Origin of the sequence: Catenulispora sp. GAS73, from assembly GCF_041262085.1 — a bacterium.
GTDB lineage: Bacteria > Actinomycetota > Actinomycetes > Streptomycetales > Catenulisporaceae > Catenulispora.
This window is the reverse complement of sequence record NZ_JBGCCM010000015.1, coordinates 236,468-256,784: the sequence shown is the minus strand read 5'-3', so window position 1 is coordinate 256,784 and position 20,317 is coordinate 236,468. Positions and strand designations below refer to the sequence as shown.

9 protein-coding genes are annotated in these 20,317 nt (G+C 70.6%); all 9 read right to left on the bottom strand.

The genetic code is table 11. The features are described from left to right. Positions 1-206: 206 nt before the first annotated feature. Complete coding sequence (locus ABH935_RS23795) at positions 207-620, bottom strand: hypothetical protein (protein ID WP_370380123.1); 414 nt, start codon at positions 618-620, stop codon at positions 207-209. Between the two features lie 35 nt (positions 621-655). After that, on the bottom strand, positions 656-15,514 hold the full coding sequence (locus tag ABH935_RS23790) for a hypothetical protein (protein WP_370380122.1): 14,859 nt from the start codon (positions 15,512-15,514) through the stop codon (positions 656-658). A gap of 1 nt (position 15,515) precedes the next feature. After that, positions 15,516-15,908, bottom strand: a complete 393-nt coding sequence (locus ABH935_RS23785; RefSeq protein WP_370380121.1) for a WXG100 family type VII secretion target — start codon at positions 15,906-15,908, stop codon at positions 15,516-15,518. Further along, positions 15,905-16,318 carry a YbaB/EbfC family nucleoid-associated protein gene (locus tag ABH935_RS23780; protein ID WP_370380120.1) on the bottom strand — a complete coding sequence of 138 codons (414 nt, stop codon included), beginning with the start codon at positions 16,316-16,318 and terminating at the stop codon, positions 15,905-15,907. The genes ABH935_RS23785 and ABH935_RS23780 overlap by 4 nt, the downstream gene beginning before the upstream one ends. Positions 16,319-17,156: 838 nt before the next feature. Next, on the bottom strand, positions 17,157-18,098 hold the full coding sequence (locus tag ABH935_RS23775) for a hypothetical protein (RefSeq protein WP_370380119.1): 942 nt from the start codon (positions 18,096-18,098) through the stop codon (positions 17,157-17,159). Positions 18,099-18,100: 2 nt separating this feature from the next. Next, the gene (locus tag ABH935_RS23770; protein ID WP_370380118.1) at positions 18,101-18,796 is read right to left on the bottom strand and encodes a hypothetical protein; all 696 of its coding nucleotides are present in this window, start codon (positions 18,794-18,796) and stop codon (positions 18,101-18,103) included. Beyond that, the gene (locus ABH935_RS23765; protein ID WP_370380117.1) at positions 18,796-19,446 is read right to left on the bottom strand and encodes a hypothetical protein; all 651 of its coding nucleotides are present in this window, start codon (positions 19,444-19,446) and stop codon (positions 18,796-18,798) included. The genes ABH935_RS23770 and ABH935_RS23765 overlap by 1 nt, the downstream gene beginning before the upstream one ends. Positions 19,447-19,496: 50 nt before the next feature. Next, a complete protein-coding gene (locus tag ABH935_RS23760; protein ID WP_194921713.1) occupies positions 19,497-19,793 on the bottom strand; it encodes a WXG100 family type VII secretion target in 297 nt (98 codons plus the stop codon). 74 nt (positions 19,794-19,867) lie between these two features. Beyond that, positions 19,868-20,212 (bottom strand): WXG100 family type VII secretion target, encoded by a 345-nt coding sequence (locus ABH935_RS23755; RefSeq protein ID WP_370349280.1) that lies wholly within the window; start codon positions 20,210-20,212, stop codon positions 19,868-19,870. Between the last annotated feature and the right edge of the window lie 105 nt (positions 20,213-20,317).

Here is a 20,317-nt window from a genome sequence, read left to right as displayed (position 1 = left end):
TAGACAGTCCAAAACCCTAGATCGGACACGGCGTGCACGCGCGCAACCCCACCCAAACAACCCACACATAAGTCAGAGGCGCCTAAAAATCGCCTTTAAAGCCACAGATCGACCGCAACTCGCGCAGCGGCCGGCGCCAGCCCCCAGACCCAGCCCCCACAGCCCCCAGATCCAGCACCCGGCTCCACCCCCCCAGCCCCAACCCCCTACTCCCCAAACAACTCCCCCAACGCCCGCTCAACAACCGCAACCTCCGGCGTCGCACAAACCCACCCCGCCGCCCGCATAGCCGCCAAGAACTCCGCCTCCGGCGCGAACCCATACTCGCCGAGGTAGTAAGCCAGCGCGTCGTTCCACACCCACGTCCCATCCGTGCGGAAGTTCATCGGCACCACCTCCCCGCGCGTCGGCTCCACGAAGTCCGGCTCCGTCGCCGTCGTCATCAGCAGCGCGGTGCCCGCCGCCAGGTACGCCAGCGGCTCCGTGCGTTCCGCCGGCGTCAGCCGCGGGTGGTTCGGGAGGTAGTACGGCACACCGTCGGTGGCACCGTCGAAAACTTTGGCAATGCGGGTCGTGCTCGGCGTGCTCAGCGTATTCGGCGTGCTCGGCGTATCCGGCATAGTCGTCGCGACTCCAGTTCTTCCTACTACTCCGCCTACTCCGCTACCGGAGGAGGCATCCAGCTGAGAATAGTCGGCCAATAGTGCTCCATGATCACCGAAATCGCAGCGTTCAGCGGCGGCGCAGCCGGCCGCAGCTCACCGTCATACGTCAGCAGCGCCTGGATCGTCGTCGCAGCGGCTGAGCCCGCGGGCAGCTCCGTATGCAGCTGTTCCAACGACATCCGCAGCACCGGCGTCATCGGCGACGTGTCGCGCACGATCAGCGTCAGCGGCGTCGGCACATCGTGCCCCGACAGCCGTTGCAGCACCACAGCCTTCTTACTGAAGTCCAGCCGCTCCCCGGCGTTCAGATACAGCCCAGCGAACAGCGCCTCGCGATCAGCCACCGTCATGGCGTCCGGTGCCGGGTGGAAGCGGCTCGCGGTCCAGTCCAGGGAGTCCATCAGCTCCCTGCGGTCCTCCGGCGGGAAGCCGAGGTCGGTGAGGCGGCTGTCGACGAAGGTCCTGAAGCGCGCGTACGTCACCTGCCGGTTCACCTCCGTCGGTTCCGGGTCCGGCGGCGGATTGTCGTGCCGCGCCTGGTCGCCGAGCCAGGCCGGCAGGGCGATCGCCCGCTGCCGGCTCGGGTCGGGCCGGAAGTGGATGTTCGCCGGGGCGACGAAGCCGTTGTCGGTCATCGTGGTCCCGGCCAGGTGCCGGTCGTGGTGGATCAGCGACAGGAAGATCTGCACGGTCCCGGGATCCTGGGTCGCCAGGTTAGCGAACAGCGCCGGCAGCGCCTTGTCGATCGTCAGGTGCTGGTTGCCGAACCGGTCGCTGCCGCCGACGCGCACGATGTCCCCGGTGAAGTGCCCGAACATCAGCGACGTGTTGTGGAACAGCATCCGCTGGTTGCCGTTCGGCTTGACCGACGGCTCCGGAACGGCACCGGGCTCGGAGTGCGACAGCCGCTCGGGAAAGCCCTCGGCGACGTCCAGCCGGTTCATGTGGCGCGGCAGAAGCCGGATCGAGCCCAGATGCGGCTGGCCGTCCACCAGCGTCACGGGCCGGGCCAGCATCGAGCCCGAACGGTTGTCACGGACCCAGACCTGCTGCCCGCCCTCCAGCCTGGTCGTGATGTCCGCTAGCGACTGTTCCTCCGGCGTCGGAACTCCGTCGAGAGTGAAGGCCACGGCTGTGGAGTCGTGATCGTGAGCTGCGTTTTGATCGTGCGGCGGCGTCCCACCGTCGGGCGCCGCCTGCGAACCATCAGCCTCATGCCGGGTGAAAGCCAGCTGATGCAACGCTTCCCGGATATCGCCACGATCGGCCGGAACATGTTCCGCCAACGTCGTGATCGTCCCCGGATCAAGAAGCCCCGACAGTGTCTTGCGCATCGCGTTCATGTGCTGGTCGATCAAGTGCCGCTCGAACAGCGAGTCGTTCGTGGCGAGCACGCCGGCGAGCGTCCGCAACGGCTCGTGTGCGGCCTCGGGCCAGTCCTTGATCTCCTCCTCGGTACGCGGCAGCGTCCGGGTGAGCAGCGTCAGCGCGGACGTGCGCCCCAGGTGCTCGTCCGGCTTCAGCTCCAGCGCGACGGCCCCCTCCGGCGTGAACCGCCGCCAAGCCCCGGTCTCCGGCTTCTTACGCAGGGGCTTCAGCTTCGGCGCGCCGTCATCGCCGTACTCGTACAGGTTCTCCGAGACGTGCGTGTTGCCGTTCCGGTCCGCCCAGGCCTTGTCGTTCGGCGCGATCACGTCGACACCCAGCGCCTTGGCCAGCTCGTGCGCGAAGCCGTTGTCGTGCATCCCGGTGTAGCAGGAGAACAACCGCACCGGCCGCTTGTCCTGCGACCAGCTCTTGTCCTGCTGGATGATCGCGGCCAGCTCCTTCACTGACAGGTGCCCGTTGCCGAGGTGCACGGCGCCCGGCGAACCGTGCAGCGCGACGGTGAAGTAGCGCCGGTCCGGGCTGGCCATCATCGCGTCGATCGCCGATTTCAGGCCGCTGTCCGGCTTGTGCTTCATGTTGCGGATCCACAGGACGTCGTCGGTGCGCGCCGCGAAGTCCTTGTCGATGCGTGCCAGCCAGTCGCCGCGCGACTTGTCGTCCGCGAAGTCGTGGCCGACGTGCACCTTGAAGCCTCCGCCCGCGCGGCGCAGCCGCAGCTCCACGATCGAGACGCGGGCGAAGGCCTGGCCGGTGGCGTTGTAGACCTCGGTGTGCTCGAACTTCTGGCGCTGTTCGTACGGCAGGGAGTCCGTGAACTTCTCGACGGCGGCGTGCAGGTCGTTGACGGCGGCCACGTGCGCGCGGTCGTCGGTCAGGCCGGCGAGGGCGTTCGCCTTGTCCTGGACGTCCTTGAAGCCGGGGTGCTGGAGGAAGGTCGTGTTCTTCCCTGAGGCCATCGAGGTCATCGCGTCGGCGACGAGCTTGGCGTCGTCCTGGTGCTGCTTGACGGTGGCGAAGTCGACGGCGTCCTCGTCGTGGGAGGCGTCGTGCGGGGCCTCGTGCAGGGCGGCGCGGAGTTCCTCGACGGTGTCGGGCATGTGGACCGGGATCAGGTCGTGCAGCTCGCCGATCCGGTCGTGCGGCAGGCCGATGGCGGTGGCGAGCTGTCGGACGTGGTCGCCGGTGACCTGGTGCCACGGCAGCGGCGTGCCGGTCGTGAGGCGGCCGATCTCGGCCAGGACGTAGTCCGCGGCCGGCGGCAGGTGCTCGGCGCGCTGGGCCCAGTCGCCGTAGAGGGCCAGGGTGCCGTCGCCGTAGCCGGTGACGCCCGCGTCGTCGGGATGGACGTCGAAGTGCTCGAAGGCGCCCTCGTGGAACTTGATCTCGTGCGGCGCCTCCTCGCCGTTGTGCACGGCGACGAAGTCGGCGCCGGTGAGCAGGTGCTGCCCGGCCTCGGTGACGTCGACGACGCCGTTGTGCCGCTCGCCGAGCTGGTGCCCGATCTCGGCGGCGTTGGTGCCGGACTCGCGGATGTCCATGCCGACCATGTCGCGCCGCAGCGTCAGGCGGAGCATGACGCGGTCGAAGCGCTCGTCGTCGTAGAGCGCGGCGCCCTCGCGGTCGGCGGCGGTGTAGAGGCCGCGGCCGAGGTGGATCCAGTCGAGCCGGTTCAGGGGCTCGATGCGACCGTTGAGGTGGGCCAGCGCGGTGCGGATGTCGACGAGACGGTAGACGGTGGTACCGGCCGGGACGGTGTGGACGGTGACCGAGTCGTCGCCGGGCCGGATGAAGGGGGCGACGAGGGGGGTGACAGTGGCGTGGGTGGGGTGCGCCGGTGGAACGGGCTGATCGGTGCGGGCTTCGTGGACGGCGTGCAGGACATGGTCGCGCGAGAGCAGGCCGGGGACGCGTTCCAGGAGCGCCGCCTCGGGGACGGTGCCCGGGGACAGGCTGATGCGCATGATGAGGCGGCGGAAGTCCTCGGGCGAAGTATCGCGGGCGAGGCTTTCCAGCTGGGTGAGCTCATCCGGAGTGAAACGGCTGAGCTCGGTGCCCGTCGCGTCATCGATCTGGATCGCGTCGAGGATCGGCTGATCATGATGCGGCTCGGGCTCGATGTGCGGTTCGGTCGGCGGCTCGTGTGCCACCACCGGCTCGTGTGCCACCACCGGAGCCAGCTCCGACTCCGGCTCCCCCCGCAACTCCCGCAGCTTCGCCGCCGGCACCCCCAGCGCCTCCGCCCCGGCGGCGTCCACGTGCACCAGCACGTCGACCGTCGTGCTGCGGGGCGCGCCGCCGCGGCCGAAGTCGAGCTTCAGCTTCACCGGGACGTGCACCGCGTACAGCCCGCCGGGCTGCCGGTCCCAGCGGGGCCGGGTCTCGGTGCTGTGCGTCTCGCTGGTCTTCTCGCGCTCCTCGGTGGCGTGGCCGACGCCGGCGCGGCCGCCGACCGTCACGCCGCTCGGGGTCACGCCGCTGACCGACAGCTGGCCCTTGGTCTCCTCCTTCGTACTGTCGGAGTGCTCGACCGTGGTGCTGACGTCGCGGTGGCTGAACGACTCGCGCTCGGCGCCCGCCTTCAGGAACGTCACGCTCTTCGGCGCCTTCAGCGTGCCCTCGACCAGGACGCCGCGCTTCATCATCAGCGTCCGCCCGCCGAGGTCCACGCCCCGGAACTCCGCGCCGCCCGGCTTGAGCACGTCGTGCAGCGAGCCGACGAAGCTGCCCTTGCTGAGCACCGCGGCGTCCTGCGGCGCGTGCCGTTGCTCCGTCCCGCCGACTTCGCGGAACAAGGTGCTGATCTTCTCCTGGCCGTGCCAGTCCAGGGCGACCGCGTGGTCCGACAGCTTCGGCCGGAGCCCGCCTGAAGCGTCAGGCGCTTCGAGCACATGCGTCTTCGGCTCGAAGACCCGCACCTCGCTCACATAACTGCCCTCGACCGACTTCTGCAACGCCTCCGGCGGCCGGTCGCCGAAGTGCAGGTTCCACAACGGATGCGACAGCCGCGTGATCGTGTACGTGTACTCGACGTCCTGCCGGTACTCGTCCACCGGCTCGCCCGAGAACCGCAGCCCCTCGGACTCCACGTCCCGCCGTGCCCGCGTCTCGACGTCGGCGGAGATGCCCGAGTGCGTTTCCGTGCCGGTGGCCGTCACGTGCGGCGTGTCGACGCCGAACGTCGCCGCGCCGGACGTGGTCTTCGACCCGCCCGAGCGCTCGCTCGACGTCACCGCGTCCGCGTTGTACATCTTCACGCCGCCGGTGGCGTTGGTGTCGTGCAGCACCGGCCGGCCGATCGGGCGGGCCTGGATCCGCAGCTCGTACCGCCCGCCGCTCTCGGTGACGATCGGGTGCGTCAGCCCGCCGTCGCTGAGCTTCCGGATCTGCGAGGCCAGCGTCGGTGTCTGGAGCAGGTCGCGGACCTGCTCGCTCAGATCGCGGTCGCCGAACGCCGCGTCGGCCTTGGCCGTCGCCTCCAGCCCCAGGCCGCCGTCCGGATGCGCGCCGACCGGACCGAACAGCATGCCGGACTTCAGCGCCGGGGACGGATCGCCCTCGCCCGGCGTCTTGAAGCCCTCGAAGACCTGCTCAGGCGGGTCGGCCGGGAAGTCGAAGTGCTCCTGCCGGTGGTGCAGCTCGCTCAGCGGAACCATGACCAGCGTCTCGCCGACCGTCTCGATCGGGCGGCCGCCCACGCCGGTGACCCGGTGCCGCACCTGCGTCCGCACCAGCGCCATCTGCACCGTCTTGGCGGTCATCAGACGCGAGGTGTTCTCGCCGCGTCCGGTGTTCGAGCCCTGAGCCGTGTCGCGCGAGTGGCTGACCGTGACGCCACCGGTGAGGCCGTCGCCCGCGCCGCCGCCGAACCCCGAACCGCCCTTGCCCTGTCGGACCTCCCGGTCGTGGTCCACGGCGGTGCCCGCCTCACCGTGGCTCTCGACGTAGACCGAGAGCGTCTTGAGCACCTGCGGCCGACCGGCCGGGGTGACGTCCCAGTGCACGCCCGGCGCGACCCGCACGCCGCCGCCGGAGAGCAGTGGCAGCTCCGCGGCGAACCGGCCGTTCCCGAACTCCGAGGCCAGATCAGGGTTCTTCTTCGCGATCTCCGCGCGCAGCGTGTCCATCCCGCCGCCGTTGACCGCCATGTGGATCGGCGTCGCGGCCAGCGGCGAGCGCTCGTGCTCGGCCAGCGGCCGCAGCGGCAGCGGCTTGCCGAGCCCGGACGTGGCCTTGACCAGGTCCGAGGACACCCACAGGTGCAGGCCGCCGGGCACCGAACCCTCGATCGGCTTCTCGGCGTGCTCCAGCTTCCAGCCGAGCCTGCCGCCGACCTCGAACAGCGTGCTGCCGCTGAGGCTGCGCGTGTACTGCCGCACGCCACCGGACACCGTCGAGCGCGACGCCTTCGTCTCCCGGCCGCTGATTGTGGCGCTGAACAGCCCGTTGCTCTTGCCGACGCCGAGCGAGGTGGTCAGGGACAGGTCCTGCTGCTTCGAGCTGCGGATCCGCGAGGTCTGCGACGCCTGGTGGATCGAGATCGGCATCAGCTTGTCGTCGACGCCGAGCGACGTCGCCTCCGCCGGTTTCAGGCCGCCGATCGACAGCCGCAGCGGCACGTCCTTGCCGGCGATCCGCAGCTTGACCGTCACGCCCTCGCCGGCCAGCGCGTCAGCGCGCTGCGCCAGGCCGGGGACGGAGACCGCGGCGACGATGCGGCGCCAGTTCTGGTGCTTGTCGTCGGTGCCGTGTAGGAACGAGCCGCTGGGATCGTCCTGGAACAGCTTGGCCAGATCCTCGGCGGCACCGTCCGGCAGGTGATCGGACAGCTTGGTGACGAGGTCCCGGTACAGCCCGTCCAGGTTCGAGATCTTCTTGACCTGGCCGAGCGGCAGGTCGTGCGCCGTCATCAGGTGCGGGTCGAGGCGGTCGGCGCCCTCAGCCGCCGTCATGCGTTCCGGCGTCCCGTCCGCGCTGATCAGCCGCGCGTGATCGGCGGTGCGCAGCCGGACCCAGGCCGTCGCGTCCGGCACCGTGATGCGCTCGGTCTGGTCGCCGATGCCGATGTGCAGTTCGAGCTTGGACTCCAGCTGGTAGGACGCGTTCTCATCCTCCGCGCGCGTCGTCCGGGTGACCGTGAACGCCGATTCCAGGCTGGCGGTCTCGGTGCGCGTGCTGTTGCCGCTGCCGGTGATACCGACGCTGGCCGAGCCCTCGGGAGACTTGGCGGTACCGGCCAGGCTGGACGGCAGGCCGCCGCCGCGCCCGGTGCTGACGCCCTGCTTCACGGTGTGGCGCGCGACGGTGTCCATCTTCAGGCCGGCGCGCGATGCGCTCGCCTGAGTCAGGGTCTTGGCTTCGGCGTGCGCGCCGAGCGCCAGGGTGACCGTGGCGCCGTCGCGGTCCTTGGCGGTGATCGACGTGCTGAGCCCGGCACGCCGGAGCGGGTCGGTGCTGTGCAGGGCTGCCACGTTGTGCGGCGAGGACAGCTCGCTGAAGTAGGCGTCCACATCGCTGCGGGCCTTCTCGTCGAGAGTCAGGCCCTTGGCATGCAAGCCGGTGAGGAATCCGTGCTTCAGCTCGTCGCCGTACCCGGTCCGCTCGCCGAGCAGGTGGTCGACGGAGGGGTCGTCCAGCGGCTTGGTGACGGCGTGCGGCGTCGCGTCGAAGCCCTCGGTGGCCGTCAGGTGGTCCTGGATCCGCAGCTCGACGGTGTGGGAGGGGCCGTCGGCGGCAGGCACGTCGTGGACCCAGTGGCCGGTCGCGGAATCCGTGACCTCGATGTGCACCTGGGTCTCGACGGTGTGCCGCCGAGTGCCGTCGGAGGGGTCGAGGTAGATGTCGCCGCCGAACGCCTCCGAGGAGGTCAGCTCCCGGCTGCGGATGCGGGACGTGCCGGTGTTCGCGCCGATGCTCAGCGGGCCGAAGCCGGCCTTGACGCCGCCGTCGACGGTCAGCGTGCGGCTGGTGCTGTGGCTGCCGCCGCCGTCGTCGCCGGTGCGGAACATCCGGCTCTCGTTCTTGGCGGTGGCCGCCGACTCCTCGACCGGCTCCGGAGCGGTCTTGAGCAGGGCCCTGAGGCGCACGTCGTAGGCGTGGCCGTCACGGGTCACGCGGAGCGTCAGGCCGCCGTCGGTCATCGCGCCGAAGCCCTCGCGCAGCTCGGTCGGCAGGCCGACCTCGAAGTGCAGCGGGCCGCGACCGGGGATCAGGGCTCGAAGCCGGGTCTCGATCTGCTCGTGGCCGCCGAAATCGGTCGGAGTGAACAGGCCCGGGAGCTTCTTCGCGAGCGCGCGCGAGGTCGCGATGTGCTCGGCCGGGAGGTCGTGGCCGAGGGGCGGGCGCGGGGTGTCGACGCCGTGCAGCCGGCCGTGCATCGGCCCGGCGAGGAAGTCCGGGTTCTGATAGCGGCCGTCGCCGTTGCCGGCGGCGGACAGGAGTCGCTTGAAGGAGTCGGCGGGAGTGCCGCTGTCATTCCTGAGCGGACGTAAGCGATCGCCGAGCTGTTTGTAGAAGTTCTCGGGGTCGGCCTGGCCGCTCCGGTCGTAGGACGAGTGCGCGAGCTTGGCGACCTGCATGGCGCGGCGCATGTTCCGCGTGGTGCGGGCGTCGGGGTTCGCCGGCGCGTGCTCGCCGAAGGCGTGGTAGTAGAGCAGGGCGGCGTCGCGCTCGATGGAGTGCCGGTCGGACCACGGGACGTACGCCTCGTAGCGGACTCGCGACCAGGGCGCGCGGACGAAGTCGCCGTCGTCGTGGACCAGCGCGCCGTCCAGCGCGCTCAGGCTGCCGGCCCTGCGGGCCCGCGTCGCCGCCGCCGCGAGGGTCGCCACGCCGGTCTGGACGTCGTGCTCGGGGCCGAGCAGCTGGTGGACGATGTCGGTGAAGTCAGAGAGCTGAGGTTCGCGGCGCGGATCGGTGAAGGCTGGGAACTTCTTGAGGTTGACCTCGGCGAGCTTCTTCAGGCCCTCGGGTGGAACGTAGCCGCCGAGGCTGTCGGACAGCGCCTTTGCCTGGTCGTCGGTGAGCTCGGTGCGAGGCGGCAGCGGAGTGGTGCGCGCGGGTCGCGGCGCGGAAACCGAGGTGGTGGTGGCGGTGGCGTCGCGGGATTCGAGATGGCGCGTCATCGCCGACGCGGACAACTGCTCGTGCGGGTGTGCCGCCTGGAACGAGCCGATGTCGGTGCTGAGGCGCTGGACGAACTCCAGCTGGGACTCGTCGCCCGCGCGGTGCAGGCCGAGTTGGCGGCCGAGGTTCTCCAGGTCGGAGTAGCGGATCGGCCGGTCCATCGCTGCGGTGTGCGCGGGGAGCACGTCGCGGTGCGTCTCGACCGTCTTCCACAGGGCACTGAGTTCGGTGAGGTGCGCGCCGGGTGTGGCGAAGTCGGGGTGGAAGCCGATTTCGTCGGCGACGTCGAGGACATTGGTCCACGTGCGCGCCTCGCGCTCAGTCGGCGTCCGGTCGGCGATGAACGAGTGGGGAACCGGTGTGACAGGGGAATGGGCCTGCGGATAGGCCACTCCGGGCGGCTGCTGATCACGCTCGCTGTACTGCGAGCGCAGCCGCGAACCGGACAGCACGTGAAGGGCCTGATTCACCTCGGTCCCGGCCGGCGCGTGCTGGAACATCCACTGGACGGTGTCCGGGGTGAGCACCTTGTCGAGTGCTTCGCGGGCCGTCTCCGAGACCTCGAACGCCTTCTCGCTGTCCCCGCCGGTCTGACTCATCAGATGGCGCCAGTCGTTCACGATCTTGCGGGTGACCAGGTCCGAGCCGGCCAGGGTGTCGCCGAAGGGGCCAGCGAGGGCCCTGCTCAGGACGGTCAGCGCGGGCTTGCGGCCGAGGTAGTCGTAGCCGGCGTCGAGGCGGATCGGGGTGCTGTGGACGCTGCCGTCGGGGTTCAGGTGGTGCGGCGTGAACACCCGGTACGCGCCGTCCGCCTCTTTGACCGGCCGATAGGTGCCGTCCGGGCGGCGGACCAGGGTGCTGGCGTAGGGCTTGCCGTGGCCGACGCCCCACACCACCGTGTTCGGCGCCTTCACCTCGACGCCGAGCAGGTCGGCGAGCTGTTGCGCGAAGCCGTTGTCGTGCTCGCCGGTGTTGCAGGCGATCAGCCGGATCGGGCGCGGGTCGTTCTGCCACTCCGGGGTGTGGCGGAGCAGGTTGGCCATGTCGCGCGCGGACAGGGAGGCCTTGCCGACGTGGACCTGCTGCGGCGAGCCGTGCAGGATCACCGAGAAGTGGCCGGGGTCCGCGAGCATCGTCGTGGACGTGTGCTGGGTCTGCATGTCGTGCTGGGACTGCGGGTCGCGGATCCAGATACCGCTGCCGTCGGGGCGCGCGTCGACGTACTCGGCGCGGAAGCGCTGGGCCTCGGCGGGGTGCTGGAAGGCGGCCAGGTCGCGCTTGTCGATCTCGGGGTCCGGGCCGTACTTGCGCAGCTCGTCGGACAGGCGGCGGTGGAAGCGGGAGCCCTGGATCGACGTGCGCACGTCGTCGGGCTGCAGGTGCGCGATGTTGACGTGCAGCTGACGCAGGATGCTGTGACGCTGGGGGTGTTCGGTCGCGCTGCCGGAGTGCGTGATCAGGTCGCGGAAGTCGGCCGGCGCCAGGTGCGAGACCAGCGGGCCGAGTTCGTCGAACTCGCGCAGGGTCTCGGTGGCGTCGTCGTGGAACCACTTCAGGGTTTCTGGTGGCTCCGGGTAGGGCCGCGAGTACTGCGCCTCTTCGGGGTGCTGCCGGGCGTTCTGGGCCAGGTCGTCGATGGTGAGCTTGCCGGATTCCGGACTCAGCGCGTAGGCCCGGTCGGCCATGCCGAGCGTCCAGGCCTTCGGGTCCGTGACGGTCCCGAGCTCAGGGTGCTGCGAAGCGAGCTCATCGCGGAACCCGGCCAGGTCTCGCAGCGTCAGCGGCCGGTCGGACATCCCATGGCCCGGCGTCCTGCGGTAGAGGCCGACGAGTTTCCACAGGCCGCGCTCCTGCTGGTCGGACAGGCCTCCGAGCTCCTTGCCGAGCGCCATCACGTCCACCGCGCGGTCCCAGCGCTCGTCGTGCTGCGCCGCGGAGAGCTTGAACAGCTTGCGGGACGGCGGACGCGGGCTCATCCGGCCGGCGAACTTCTCAGGGTCCTGACCCTCGGGGATCGCCTTCAGGTAGTCGAGGCGGCGCTTGTAGCCGTCCGGCGTGAGCTGGCCGCGGCGCGTCAGAGCGGTGTGGTCGGCGAGCAGGCCGTTCAGGTGCGCGTCGTGATAGTTGCCCTCGCTGCCGTTGCGATACTCGGTGAGGTCGCGCAGCGCCTTGGGCGCCCACAGCGGATCGGTGCGGCTGTCGCCGGGCGAGGTGAAGTGCAGCAGGTCGAGGACCTTGTCGGCCTGGCGGATCTGCTCCGCCGAGGCCAGGCGGGCCTGGCCGAACAGCATCTTGTGGACGCGGGAGATGTCGCGGGCGTCCTCGGCGGAGACGTCCCTGAGGCCGGCGCCGGTCAGGTCCCGGTGCAGCTCGTCGTCGGGCGGGATCCGGAAGTCGTGGCCGACCGCGGTGTGGACGGTGCCGTTCGGGAACAGGCCGCTCTCATGCAGATAGGTCTTGACCGAGCGCGGGACCGACTGGTTCCGGCCGATCGGGTCGCCCTTCTTCGACGGCGTCTGGAAGTGGCCCGAGACGACGATGTCAGGCTTCGGATACCGGTCGCTCGGCCAGGTCTCGTGCATGGTGTGCAGGACCGCGTGCCAGACCTGGTCCCGGTGCTCGGGCGCGGCCTTGTCGACGATGTCCATGACCGACGGCAGGTGGAGCACGCCTTCGCGGTTGGCCGCCTCGCGGTGCAGGATCGCGACCGCGGCCTTGACGGTCTGCTCAGGGTCCAGATGGACGGGGGCATGCTCGGGCGTGTGCCCGGTCGCGGGCTTCGGGGCGCTGTCGCTGAGCCAGCTCGACTCCGAGCCGGCCTCCAGGTGCTCCTTGGTGATGGTCCGGAACCACTGGCGAGCGCCCATCCAGTCCTCGGGCGCCCCGGCCGAGCGGGCCAGCGCGTCGAAGTGCCAGAAGGTCGGGCCGGTGCGGGCGATGACCTCGGTGCGGACGTCGCGGCTGGTGAATCGGGACGTCTCCTGGTCGGGCCGGGCGATCGGGATGTGCTCGGGTTTGCCCCGGGCGGCGTTCTCGGTGAGCGTGTCGACCAGGGTTTTGGCGTAGCGCTGCTTCAGGCTGGCGCGGTAGTCGTGCACGATCCGGTTGCCCGGCGGCGCGACGAACGCCGAGTTGTTGATGCTGGTGCCCATCTTGGAGATGCCGAACTGCTGGTGCTCGGTGTCGGCCTCGATCTCCGCGACCCGCTCGCCGAGCTTCTCGGTGGCCCGGTTGTCGCCGTCGGTGTAGACGCCGCCGAAGCGGTGCAGGATGTCCAGGCGGAGCAGGTCGCTGGCGCCGGCGTAGCCGGATCCGGTGGTGCGGGCGCGTTCGGTGGCGATCTCGGCGTGCAGCTCGGCTCGGTCGGAGCCGGCGAAGACCTCGTCGACGCTGGCGAGCTTGACGTGCTGGGTGCCGGCCCAGTCCAGCATCTGCTGGATCTGTTCCTGGCGGGGCGTGCGCGGGGCGTTCTCGTCGAGCGTGCGGAGTTCGTTGATCTCGCCGCGCGGCACGTCGGTCCACAGCACGGCGGTGAAGCCGCTCTTGTCGGCGTTGGACCCCATGGTCTTCATGAAGTTCTCGCGGTCGCCGCCGTCGGCGTGCAGGGGGCCGCCGAGCCAGATGCTGTGCAGGATCTTGGGGATCCGGGGCGGGTCGTGCGGGGTGCCGGGGCCGCTGAAGAGGGTGTCGAGGTCGTGCGGCGGGCCGTCCGGCCGGGCCAGGTCTACGGCATCGAAGAACCTTGATTGGTTCGCCGTCGGCAGGTTGTCGAGGTGCAGGCCGGTGAGGAAGGTGGGCTTGTCGGGGACGGTGCGGATGCCCAGGACGTCCGGGCCGGCGGTGTGCTCGAAGCCGTCGGGGGTCGGGAGCGCGGTGCCGTGCGGGCGGCCGGCGCGCTGCATCAGGTTCGCGGCGTCCGGGGACGGGTTGTGCGGGGTGGCCGGGCGCGGCGTGGCGGTGTGGGCGTCGACGCCGAGGCCGGTGTCCGTGTGTTCGTGTCCCGCGCCGCCGGCGAGGCGGTGCAGGGCGTTGCTGACGGAGCCGGTGGGGCGGCGGGTGACGGCGCCGTGGCCGCCGCGTGAGGAGACCGGGACGCGGGAGCGGCGGGTGCCGCCGGAGCCGGTGGTGGTGTGGGGTTTTCCGGTGGCGTCCGACGGGGTGCTGTGGCGCGGCTTGCCGGACGGTTTCGATTCCGGGCGCAGGGCGCGGTAGTGGTTGCGGCCGTCCTCGGTGGTGACGCGGTGGATGTAGACCCGCTTGGGGCTGTCGCCGTTGAGGTGGAAGGCGGGCTTGTCGTCGCTGACCACGACGACGTCCAGGCCGAGAGTGTGGGCGACGGCCTGGAGCATCTCGCCGCCGAGGGGGGTCTCGGCCAGGGTGCGCTCGCGGATCGCGTAGTCGAGGAGGTCGCGGTGCTGCGGGAGGTCGCCGCCGGCTTCGACCTTCGCCTTGGCGTAGGCGGTGAGTTGGGCCATGCCTTTGTCGCCGTCGGTGGAGTAGTGGCTCTCCAGGGCTGACAGGACGGTCGCAGGGTCCTGGTTCAGGCGGTGGGACAGCTCTCGGACCGGGTCCGTGATCCGCGGTCGTGGCGAGGCGGCCAGGTCGAGGGCGTCGATGTGCGAGCTCGACGAGGCCTTCGGGGTGCCGAGGCGGTCCAGGACGGTGCGGGCGCCGTCGGGGGAGAGCTCGCCGAGCAGGACGGCGGAGCCGGGGCGGGTGTCAGTGCTCTTGGACGCCACTTGGTCGGCGACGCGGTTGCGGAACTCGCGCATGTCGCCGGGGTCGTTCAGGTTCAGGCCGTCGGCGTGGACGCTCTTCTTGGCCACGCCCTGACTGAGCGCCGAGTCGGCGAGGGAGGCGACGGTGCAGTCGCCCTCGCCGGCGACCTCCTTGGAGACGAACTTCTCGCCGCCGTTGCCGAGCGCGACGCGGACTTCCGGCGGTTCGCCGCCGACGATCGGCTCGCCGGTGGTCTGGCGCGGGTCGTAGACGGCGCCGAGGTGCTCGACGGTGCCGTCCGGGTGGACCATGCGGAAGCCGCTGCCGCCGTCGCTGCCGGGGACGCGGATCGAGCCGTAGGGGCCGGTCTCGACGGCGCCGTGCGGGACGACGATGTCCACGCCCTTGGCGGCGGCGAGGCTGCGGATGCCGTCCAGCTGGGCCGGGGGGACGTCTTCGAGCACTGTGATGCGCGGCTTCGGGGCGCCTTCGGGCTGGTTCTCCAGGGCCTTGTCGATGACCGGGGCGAGGCGCTCGTGGATCGGCGGGGTGTTCTCGGGGTGGGTGACGTTGGGGTCGCCGTACCAGACGGTTCTGCTGCCGTCGGACGCTCCGGGCTGGCGGCGGACGGTGAAGGAGAAGTCGTTGGTGCCGGTCTTGTCGTCGGCGTAGGCGGTTTTGGGGCGGACCCAGCTGTCGCCGTTGAGGAAGTCCTCGTTCATGTGGAAGTCGTCGAACGGCTTGACCTTGACGCCGGGGGCGTGGTGCAGGCCGCCCATCGCGGCGCCGAGGGCTGCGCCCTGCAGCAGGCTCAGGCCGTCGATCGGCTGGCCGTTGATGCCGTCCATGATCAGCGAGGTCACGGTGTTGTTGGCGACCTGGGTGGCCATGTTGGCCCACTTCGGCGGGGCCCAGACGAGCTTGGAGGCGTCGGTCACGCCGGCCTCGGCGCTCTTGAAGAACTTGGGGGCGCCCTTCATCAGGGCGCCGGTGAGCGCGCCGTCGACCGCGCCGCCGATGGCGCCCATCTCGATGGTGTTCAGCGACAGGTTGCTGTCGAAGCCGGCGCGGTCGCGCTTGATGAGGACCTGGTAGCCCTGGACCGCGAGGTCGCCGGCCTCCATCATCGCGGTGTTGGTGACGACCTTCTCGACCATCTGGGTCAGCAGCTTGGGCACGGTGGTGCGGATCGCGGCGATGCCGGCCTCGGCGATGGCCATGGTCGCGCCGAAGGTCTCGGGGGCGTTGGCGATGGCCTCGGCGATCATCGGGGCCATGATCGCCATGTTGATGACGGCGGTGCCCTTGCTGTACTCGCACTGCAGGGCGGCGTCGTGGATCTCCACGGCCATCGCGCGGGCGCCGTCGGACATGCCGGGCATGCCGTTGTTGACGACGTCGCGGAGGTTGTCGGTGTACTGCGTCATCGCCGGGCCGGAGTTGGAGACGTTGGCCCGGCGGACGGTGTCGACCATGTTGGAGTTGACGTCGTCGATGCGGTTGCTGAAGTTACCGACCTGCTCGCCGAACTTGGCGATCTTGTCCTCGTCGGCGTCCGGCCATTCGGAGCCGGCGAGTTTGAACAGCCAGCGGAGCGGCTCGGGGAGGTCGATGCCCATGTCAGGGTTCTGGGTGGGGGGTGGTGTGGGGGATGCCGGTGCCTGAGCCGCTGCCGGTGCCGGTGCTCGGCGGGAGGCCGAGGCCGGAGCCGAGGTTGGTGACGCCGCGCAGCGAGGCGTCGTCGGTCGCGCGGTAGTCGGCGGCCATCTTGACCATGCCCAGGCTGATGCCCTGGACGCCGTCGCGTGCGTCGCGGACGTTGTCGGCGAGGTTGCGGACCTGCGTGACGTAGTTCTCGCGGAAGCCCCGGCTGAAGTCGTCGTTGCCGATGCCGATGTCCCCGGCGAGCAGGGCGTAGAGCTCGTCGTGGACGGAGGACATGTCGGCGACGTGGCCGTCGAAGGCCTTGCCGTGCCGCTCCAGGTCGTCGGGATCAGCCTGGATCTCGGTCATGACGGACCCCCACGCAGGAACTCGGAGATGTCGAACTTGCCGGCCATGATGTCCTCGAAAGGCAGCACAGCACCCTCCCGCACCGGCGCCATCGCCTCAGCGACCTGCGCCGCATACTCAGCCCGCGCCGCCGCGACGGTGTCGAGCAGCATGCGCGAAAGCTCGGCCGGCGCCATGTCGCGATATGCGGTGGTGTGAAAGGTGAGCTCGGTCACCGCGCCGCCGGCCCCCAACCCCACGCTCACCGACCGATCCCGCGACCGCACACTGACCGCGAGCTCCGCCACCCGCCGCTGCGCATCGGCGATAACCGCCATCCGCCGCTCGGAGTCGGCGACCAGCTCCGCGAGCTTCGCCCGGTCGAACGCCAGGCTCGGATGGCCCGGGGGGACTTGGTCGGCGGCGGTCATGGGCGGCCTTCGGTGGGGAGGGGGAGTTCGGGCGGGAGCTCAGCTATGCCCGGCGAAACCAGGAGCTGGTCGCGGGCGCTGGCGGGGCAAGAGTAGCTGCGCTCGGCGCGGCGAGCAGATGGTGATGCCTGGTACGCGCCGACGCTGAGGTTGTCGCAGGGAACTGGTGCGGGCTGCGGCTGCGCGGCGTTTCTGGTGGGGCGCGAGCGGCTGGGTTCGGCGAGGTGAGCGGATGGCGAGTAGCAGCAGGCTGCGGTGTGCGGCTGGTGCTTCGGCACGAGCGGCAATGCCCGGTGTGAGCAGCCGGCGCGGCTCGCGCGGAGGGACGGTGAGGCTTGCGGCGCGGGCGCCATGGCGCGCGAGCGGCCGGGCTCGCCGAGGTGAGCAGATGGCGAGCAGCAGCGGGTTGCGGCGTGCGGCTGGTGCTTCGGCGCGCGTGGCAACTCCTGGTGTGAACAGCCGGGCTCGCCGCGGTGAGCCGATGGCGAGTGGCAGCAGGCTGCGGTGTGCGGTCGGTGCTTCGGCGCGCGCGGCGAGCCCGGGTGTGAGCAGCGGGCGAGGCTCGCGCGGACGGACGGTGAGGCTTGCGGCGCGGGCGCCATGGCGCGCGAGCGGCCGGGCTCGCCGCGGTGAGCAGATCGCGAGCAGTAGCAGGCTGCGGTGTGCGGTCGGTGCTTCGGCGCGCGCGGCAACTCCGGGTGTGAGCAGCCGGCGAGGCTCGCGCGGAGAGCTGGTGCGCGTTGCGGCCTGGGCGCCGTACCGCGTGCCGCGTGTGCGGCGTGCGGGCACGCCGGGGTCGCGGCCCGGGTGGGGGCCGGGCCGCGGGTCGGGGTGCGGGTCATCGGCGGGGGGTGGGGTCGGGGAGGGTGCCGAGGGTGCCGCCGGGGGCGTCGCTGTGGGCGCCCCAGACTTCTTCGTCTTCGGTGAGCCAGGTGTTGTGTTCGCGTTCTTTGTTCTGGCCGGGGGCTCCGCTGCCCATGCCGCCCATGCCGCCCATCGGGGGCATGGCGCCGGTGGCGCCTTCGGTGTTGCGGGCTGCGGCTGCTTCGTCGGCTGCGGTTTTGGCGGCCAGGTCGGCGGCGTTGGGGTCCAGGGTGGTGGGGCCGTTGGTGCCGGTGAAGTTGCCGGCGCTGCCGGGGCCGGAGCCGGGGCCTCCTGGGCCGAGGCTGCCCAGGGCGCCGGGGCCGAAGCCTCCGCTGCCGAAGGTGCTGCTGCCGCCTCCGCCGCCGCCGGTGCTGAAACCGTCGCGGGGGAGGGAGGAGAACTCGGACTGCGGGGGACGGATGCCGGACAGGAGGCTGTTCGGGGGTGGGGTGAAGGTGTCGCCGCCGCCGAACTTGCCGGAGCCGCCGAGGCCACCGCCGCCCAGGCCGCCTCCGCCAAGGCCGCCACCGAGGCCGCCGCCTCCGCCGAAGCTTCCGGAGCCGCCGCCGCTGCCGCCGCCGAAGTTGCCCAGGCCGCCGCCTCCGCCGAGGCCGCCGCCACCGCTCCCGCCGCCGAAGCTGCCGGAGCCTCCGCCGCCGAGCAGGTTCTTGTTGCCGCCGAGGCCGCCGCCCAGACCGCCGCCTCCGCCGCCGAAGTTGCCCGAGCCGCCGCCTCCGCCGCCGCCAAGGTTGCCGCCGCCACCTCCACCGAGGTCGCCGCCTCCGCCTCCGCCGCCGCCACCTCCGCCTCCATCGCCGCCGCCGTTGCCACCCCCGCCGTTGCCACCGCCCCCGTCGGGGCCGGCGGTGATGTTCGGGTCCTTGTACTTCGCGTTCGTGATGTTGAAGAAGACCATGGCTACTCGTTGAGTGCGGTCAGCGCCGCGTCGTAGGCCTGCACCATCGCGTCGCCGGCGCCGAGCATCGTGCCGGTGTAGCTCAGGTCTCCGCTCAGCGTCACCGGGGTGTTCCGGTCGTGGCCGTCCTCGTAGGTGGAGCCGGACCAGATGAACGCCGCCGCGTCCCCCATCGCCTGGTTCATGTGCGCGATGTGCAGCAGGTTGTTCGGGCCCGCCTCGTTGTACTTGTGCATCTCCGTCGACAGCGCGGTGACGTAGTCCGTGAACGCCTTCAGCGTCGTCTTGAACGCGTCGGCCGCCGGCCCCTTCCAGCTCTGCAGAATGCTGTCGCGAGCGGCGTTGACCGCGGTCACGTAGTTGTCGAGCATCGTGCGGATGGTCAGGATCGCGTAATGCGCCGTCTCCAGCGTCAGCGGCTTGGCCCAGGTCCCCTCCGGCGGCAGTGCGCCGTACGAGCCGTCGCCGCAGCCGCCGACGATCGCCGTGATGGCCTGGTTCCACGTGTAGCCCGCGAAGCCCTTACCGGTGGACGGCGCCGTGGTGTCGTCGTGCCGGTCGCTGGAGCCGGGTGGGTTGCCGACCGTGACGCTCAGCGTGTAGCTGCAGTTCGAGCTGGAGCTGGTGGACGTCGTGCTGGTGACCTTCGGCGGCGGCGGCGCGCTCTTCTTCGGGGGCGGTGTGTATTGGTCGGCCATCACGAGCCCCCGTTTCCGTTGCCGTGGCCATTCCCGTTGCCATTGCCATTGCCATTGCCGTTCCCGTTACCGGTCCCGCCATGGTTGTTCAGGTAATTGCTCAGGTTGTCCTGCAACGCGCTGCCCAGAGCCTGCAGGTCGGTCTCGATCTGCTGGTCGCCCTTGTCGTAGTCGTCGGCGACCTTCTTCAGCGTGTCGGCCAGCATCGACACCATCGTGTGGAGGTTGCCGTCCGACATCTGCGTGCTGTTCGGGTCCTGGATCAGCTTCGTGTACATCGTCGACAGCTGCGTGTCGACGGTGTTCTTCAGGTTGTACGCGCTCGGGATGTAGCTGTCGTCCTTGGCGTAGCCGGGCAGGATCCCGACCGCGGTGACGTCCGGCCCGGCCATCGCGCTGCCCTTGCCGGAGCTGCGCCCGGCGTACAGGTCGTAGCGCAGCGGCGCGCCGGCGTAGCCGCCGGTCGCCGAACAGTCCACCAGCCACGAGGGCCCGGCGGTGAACAGCCCGCCGTCGGCGGTCAGCGTGTCCGAGAACCACTGGGCCAGGGCCCGGATGGCGTCGGCGTCGGCCGCCACGGTGCCGATGGTCGGCCCCGGGATGGCGGTGTGGGAGCCGACGTTCCAGCTGTCGCCGGAATCGGTGGTCACAACCCTCTCCTAACTCTCGCGCTCACGGACCCGCTCGGGAATCAGGGTTCTCAGTGGCCCATGGTCTGCCACCGCTTGGTGGCCGTGTTCTCGGTGTGCACGATGCTGTCGGTGATGTCGTTCAGCTTCACGCCGAAGTGCGACAGCAGCTCGTTCATCGAGTTCGCGGCGCGGTCCCAGTTCGCCTTCTGCGCCTCGTACTCGTCGCCGGCCGGGCCGGTCCACGTCGACTTCAGACGGTCGCCGTAGGACTGCAGCGCGACCAGGCGGTCCTCGATGTTCTTGCTGGCGGTGCCCAGGGTGCTGACGAGCTGGGCCATGTTGTCGGTGTTGGCGACGAAAGCCATTACGGTCTCCTAGCGGTGCGTCGGTGGTGGCTGTGCGGGAAGGGGTCGGCGTACTACAGGGTCACGAGGGCGGATCACATGCCCAGCAGAGCCCTCTGAGCCGCCGTGTAGTCGTTCCCGCCGCCGCTGATCGTCTTGACGGCGTCCACCGCCCACGCCTCGTTGTCCGCGTAGTCCTTGGCGCTCGCGCCGAGCACCTCGCGCATGGTCTCCAGCGCCTTGCAGATGTCGCCGAACTGGATCAGCCACTCGTCGAACAGCTCGCGGTACTTGGTCGCCGCGTCGCTCTGCCACTGCATCGCCTCGTGGTCGGCGCGGACCGGCGCGACGTAGGAGTTCAGATCGTCCAGGGCGGACGAGAACTCGCCAGCCGCCCGGGCCATCGCTTCGTGTTCGTGCTGGAGTGTCGGGTCCACCATCGGGGGCTCCTGTTGTCTGATCGTTCCTGGCGGTCGTCGTTGGAATCCCAGCAGCCGCCGAGGATGCCCAACAAGGGGGCGTCAGTGAGATGTTGAGCAAATGGT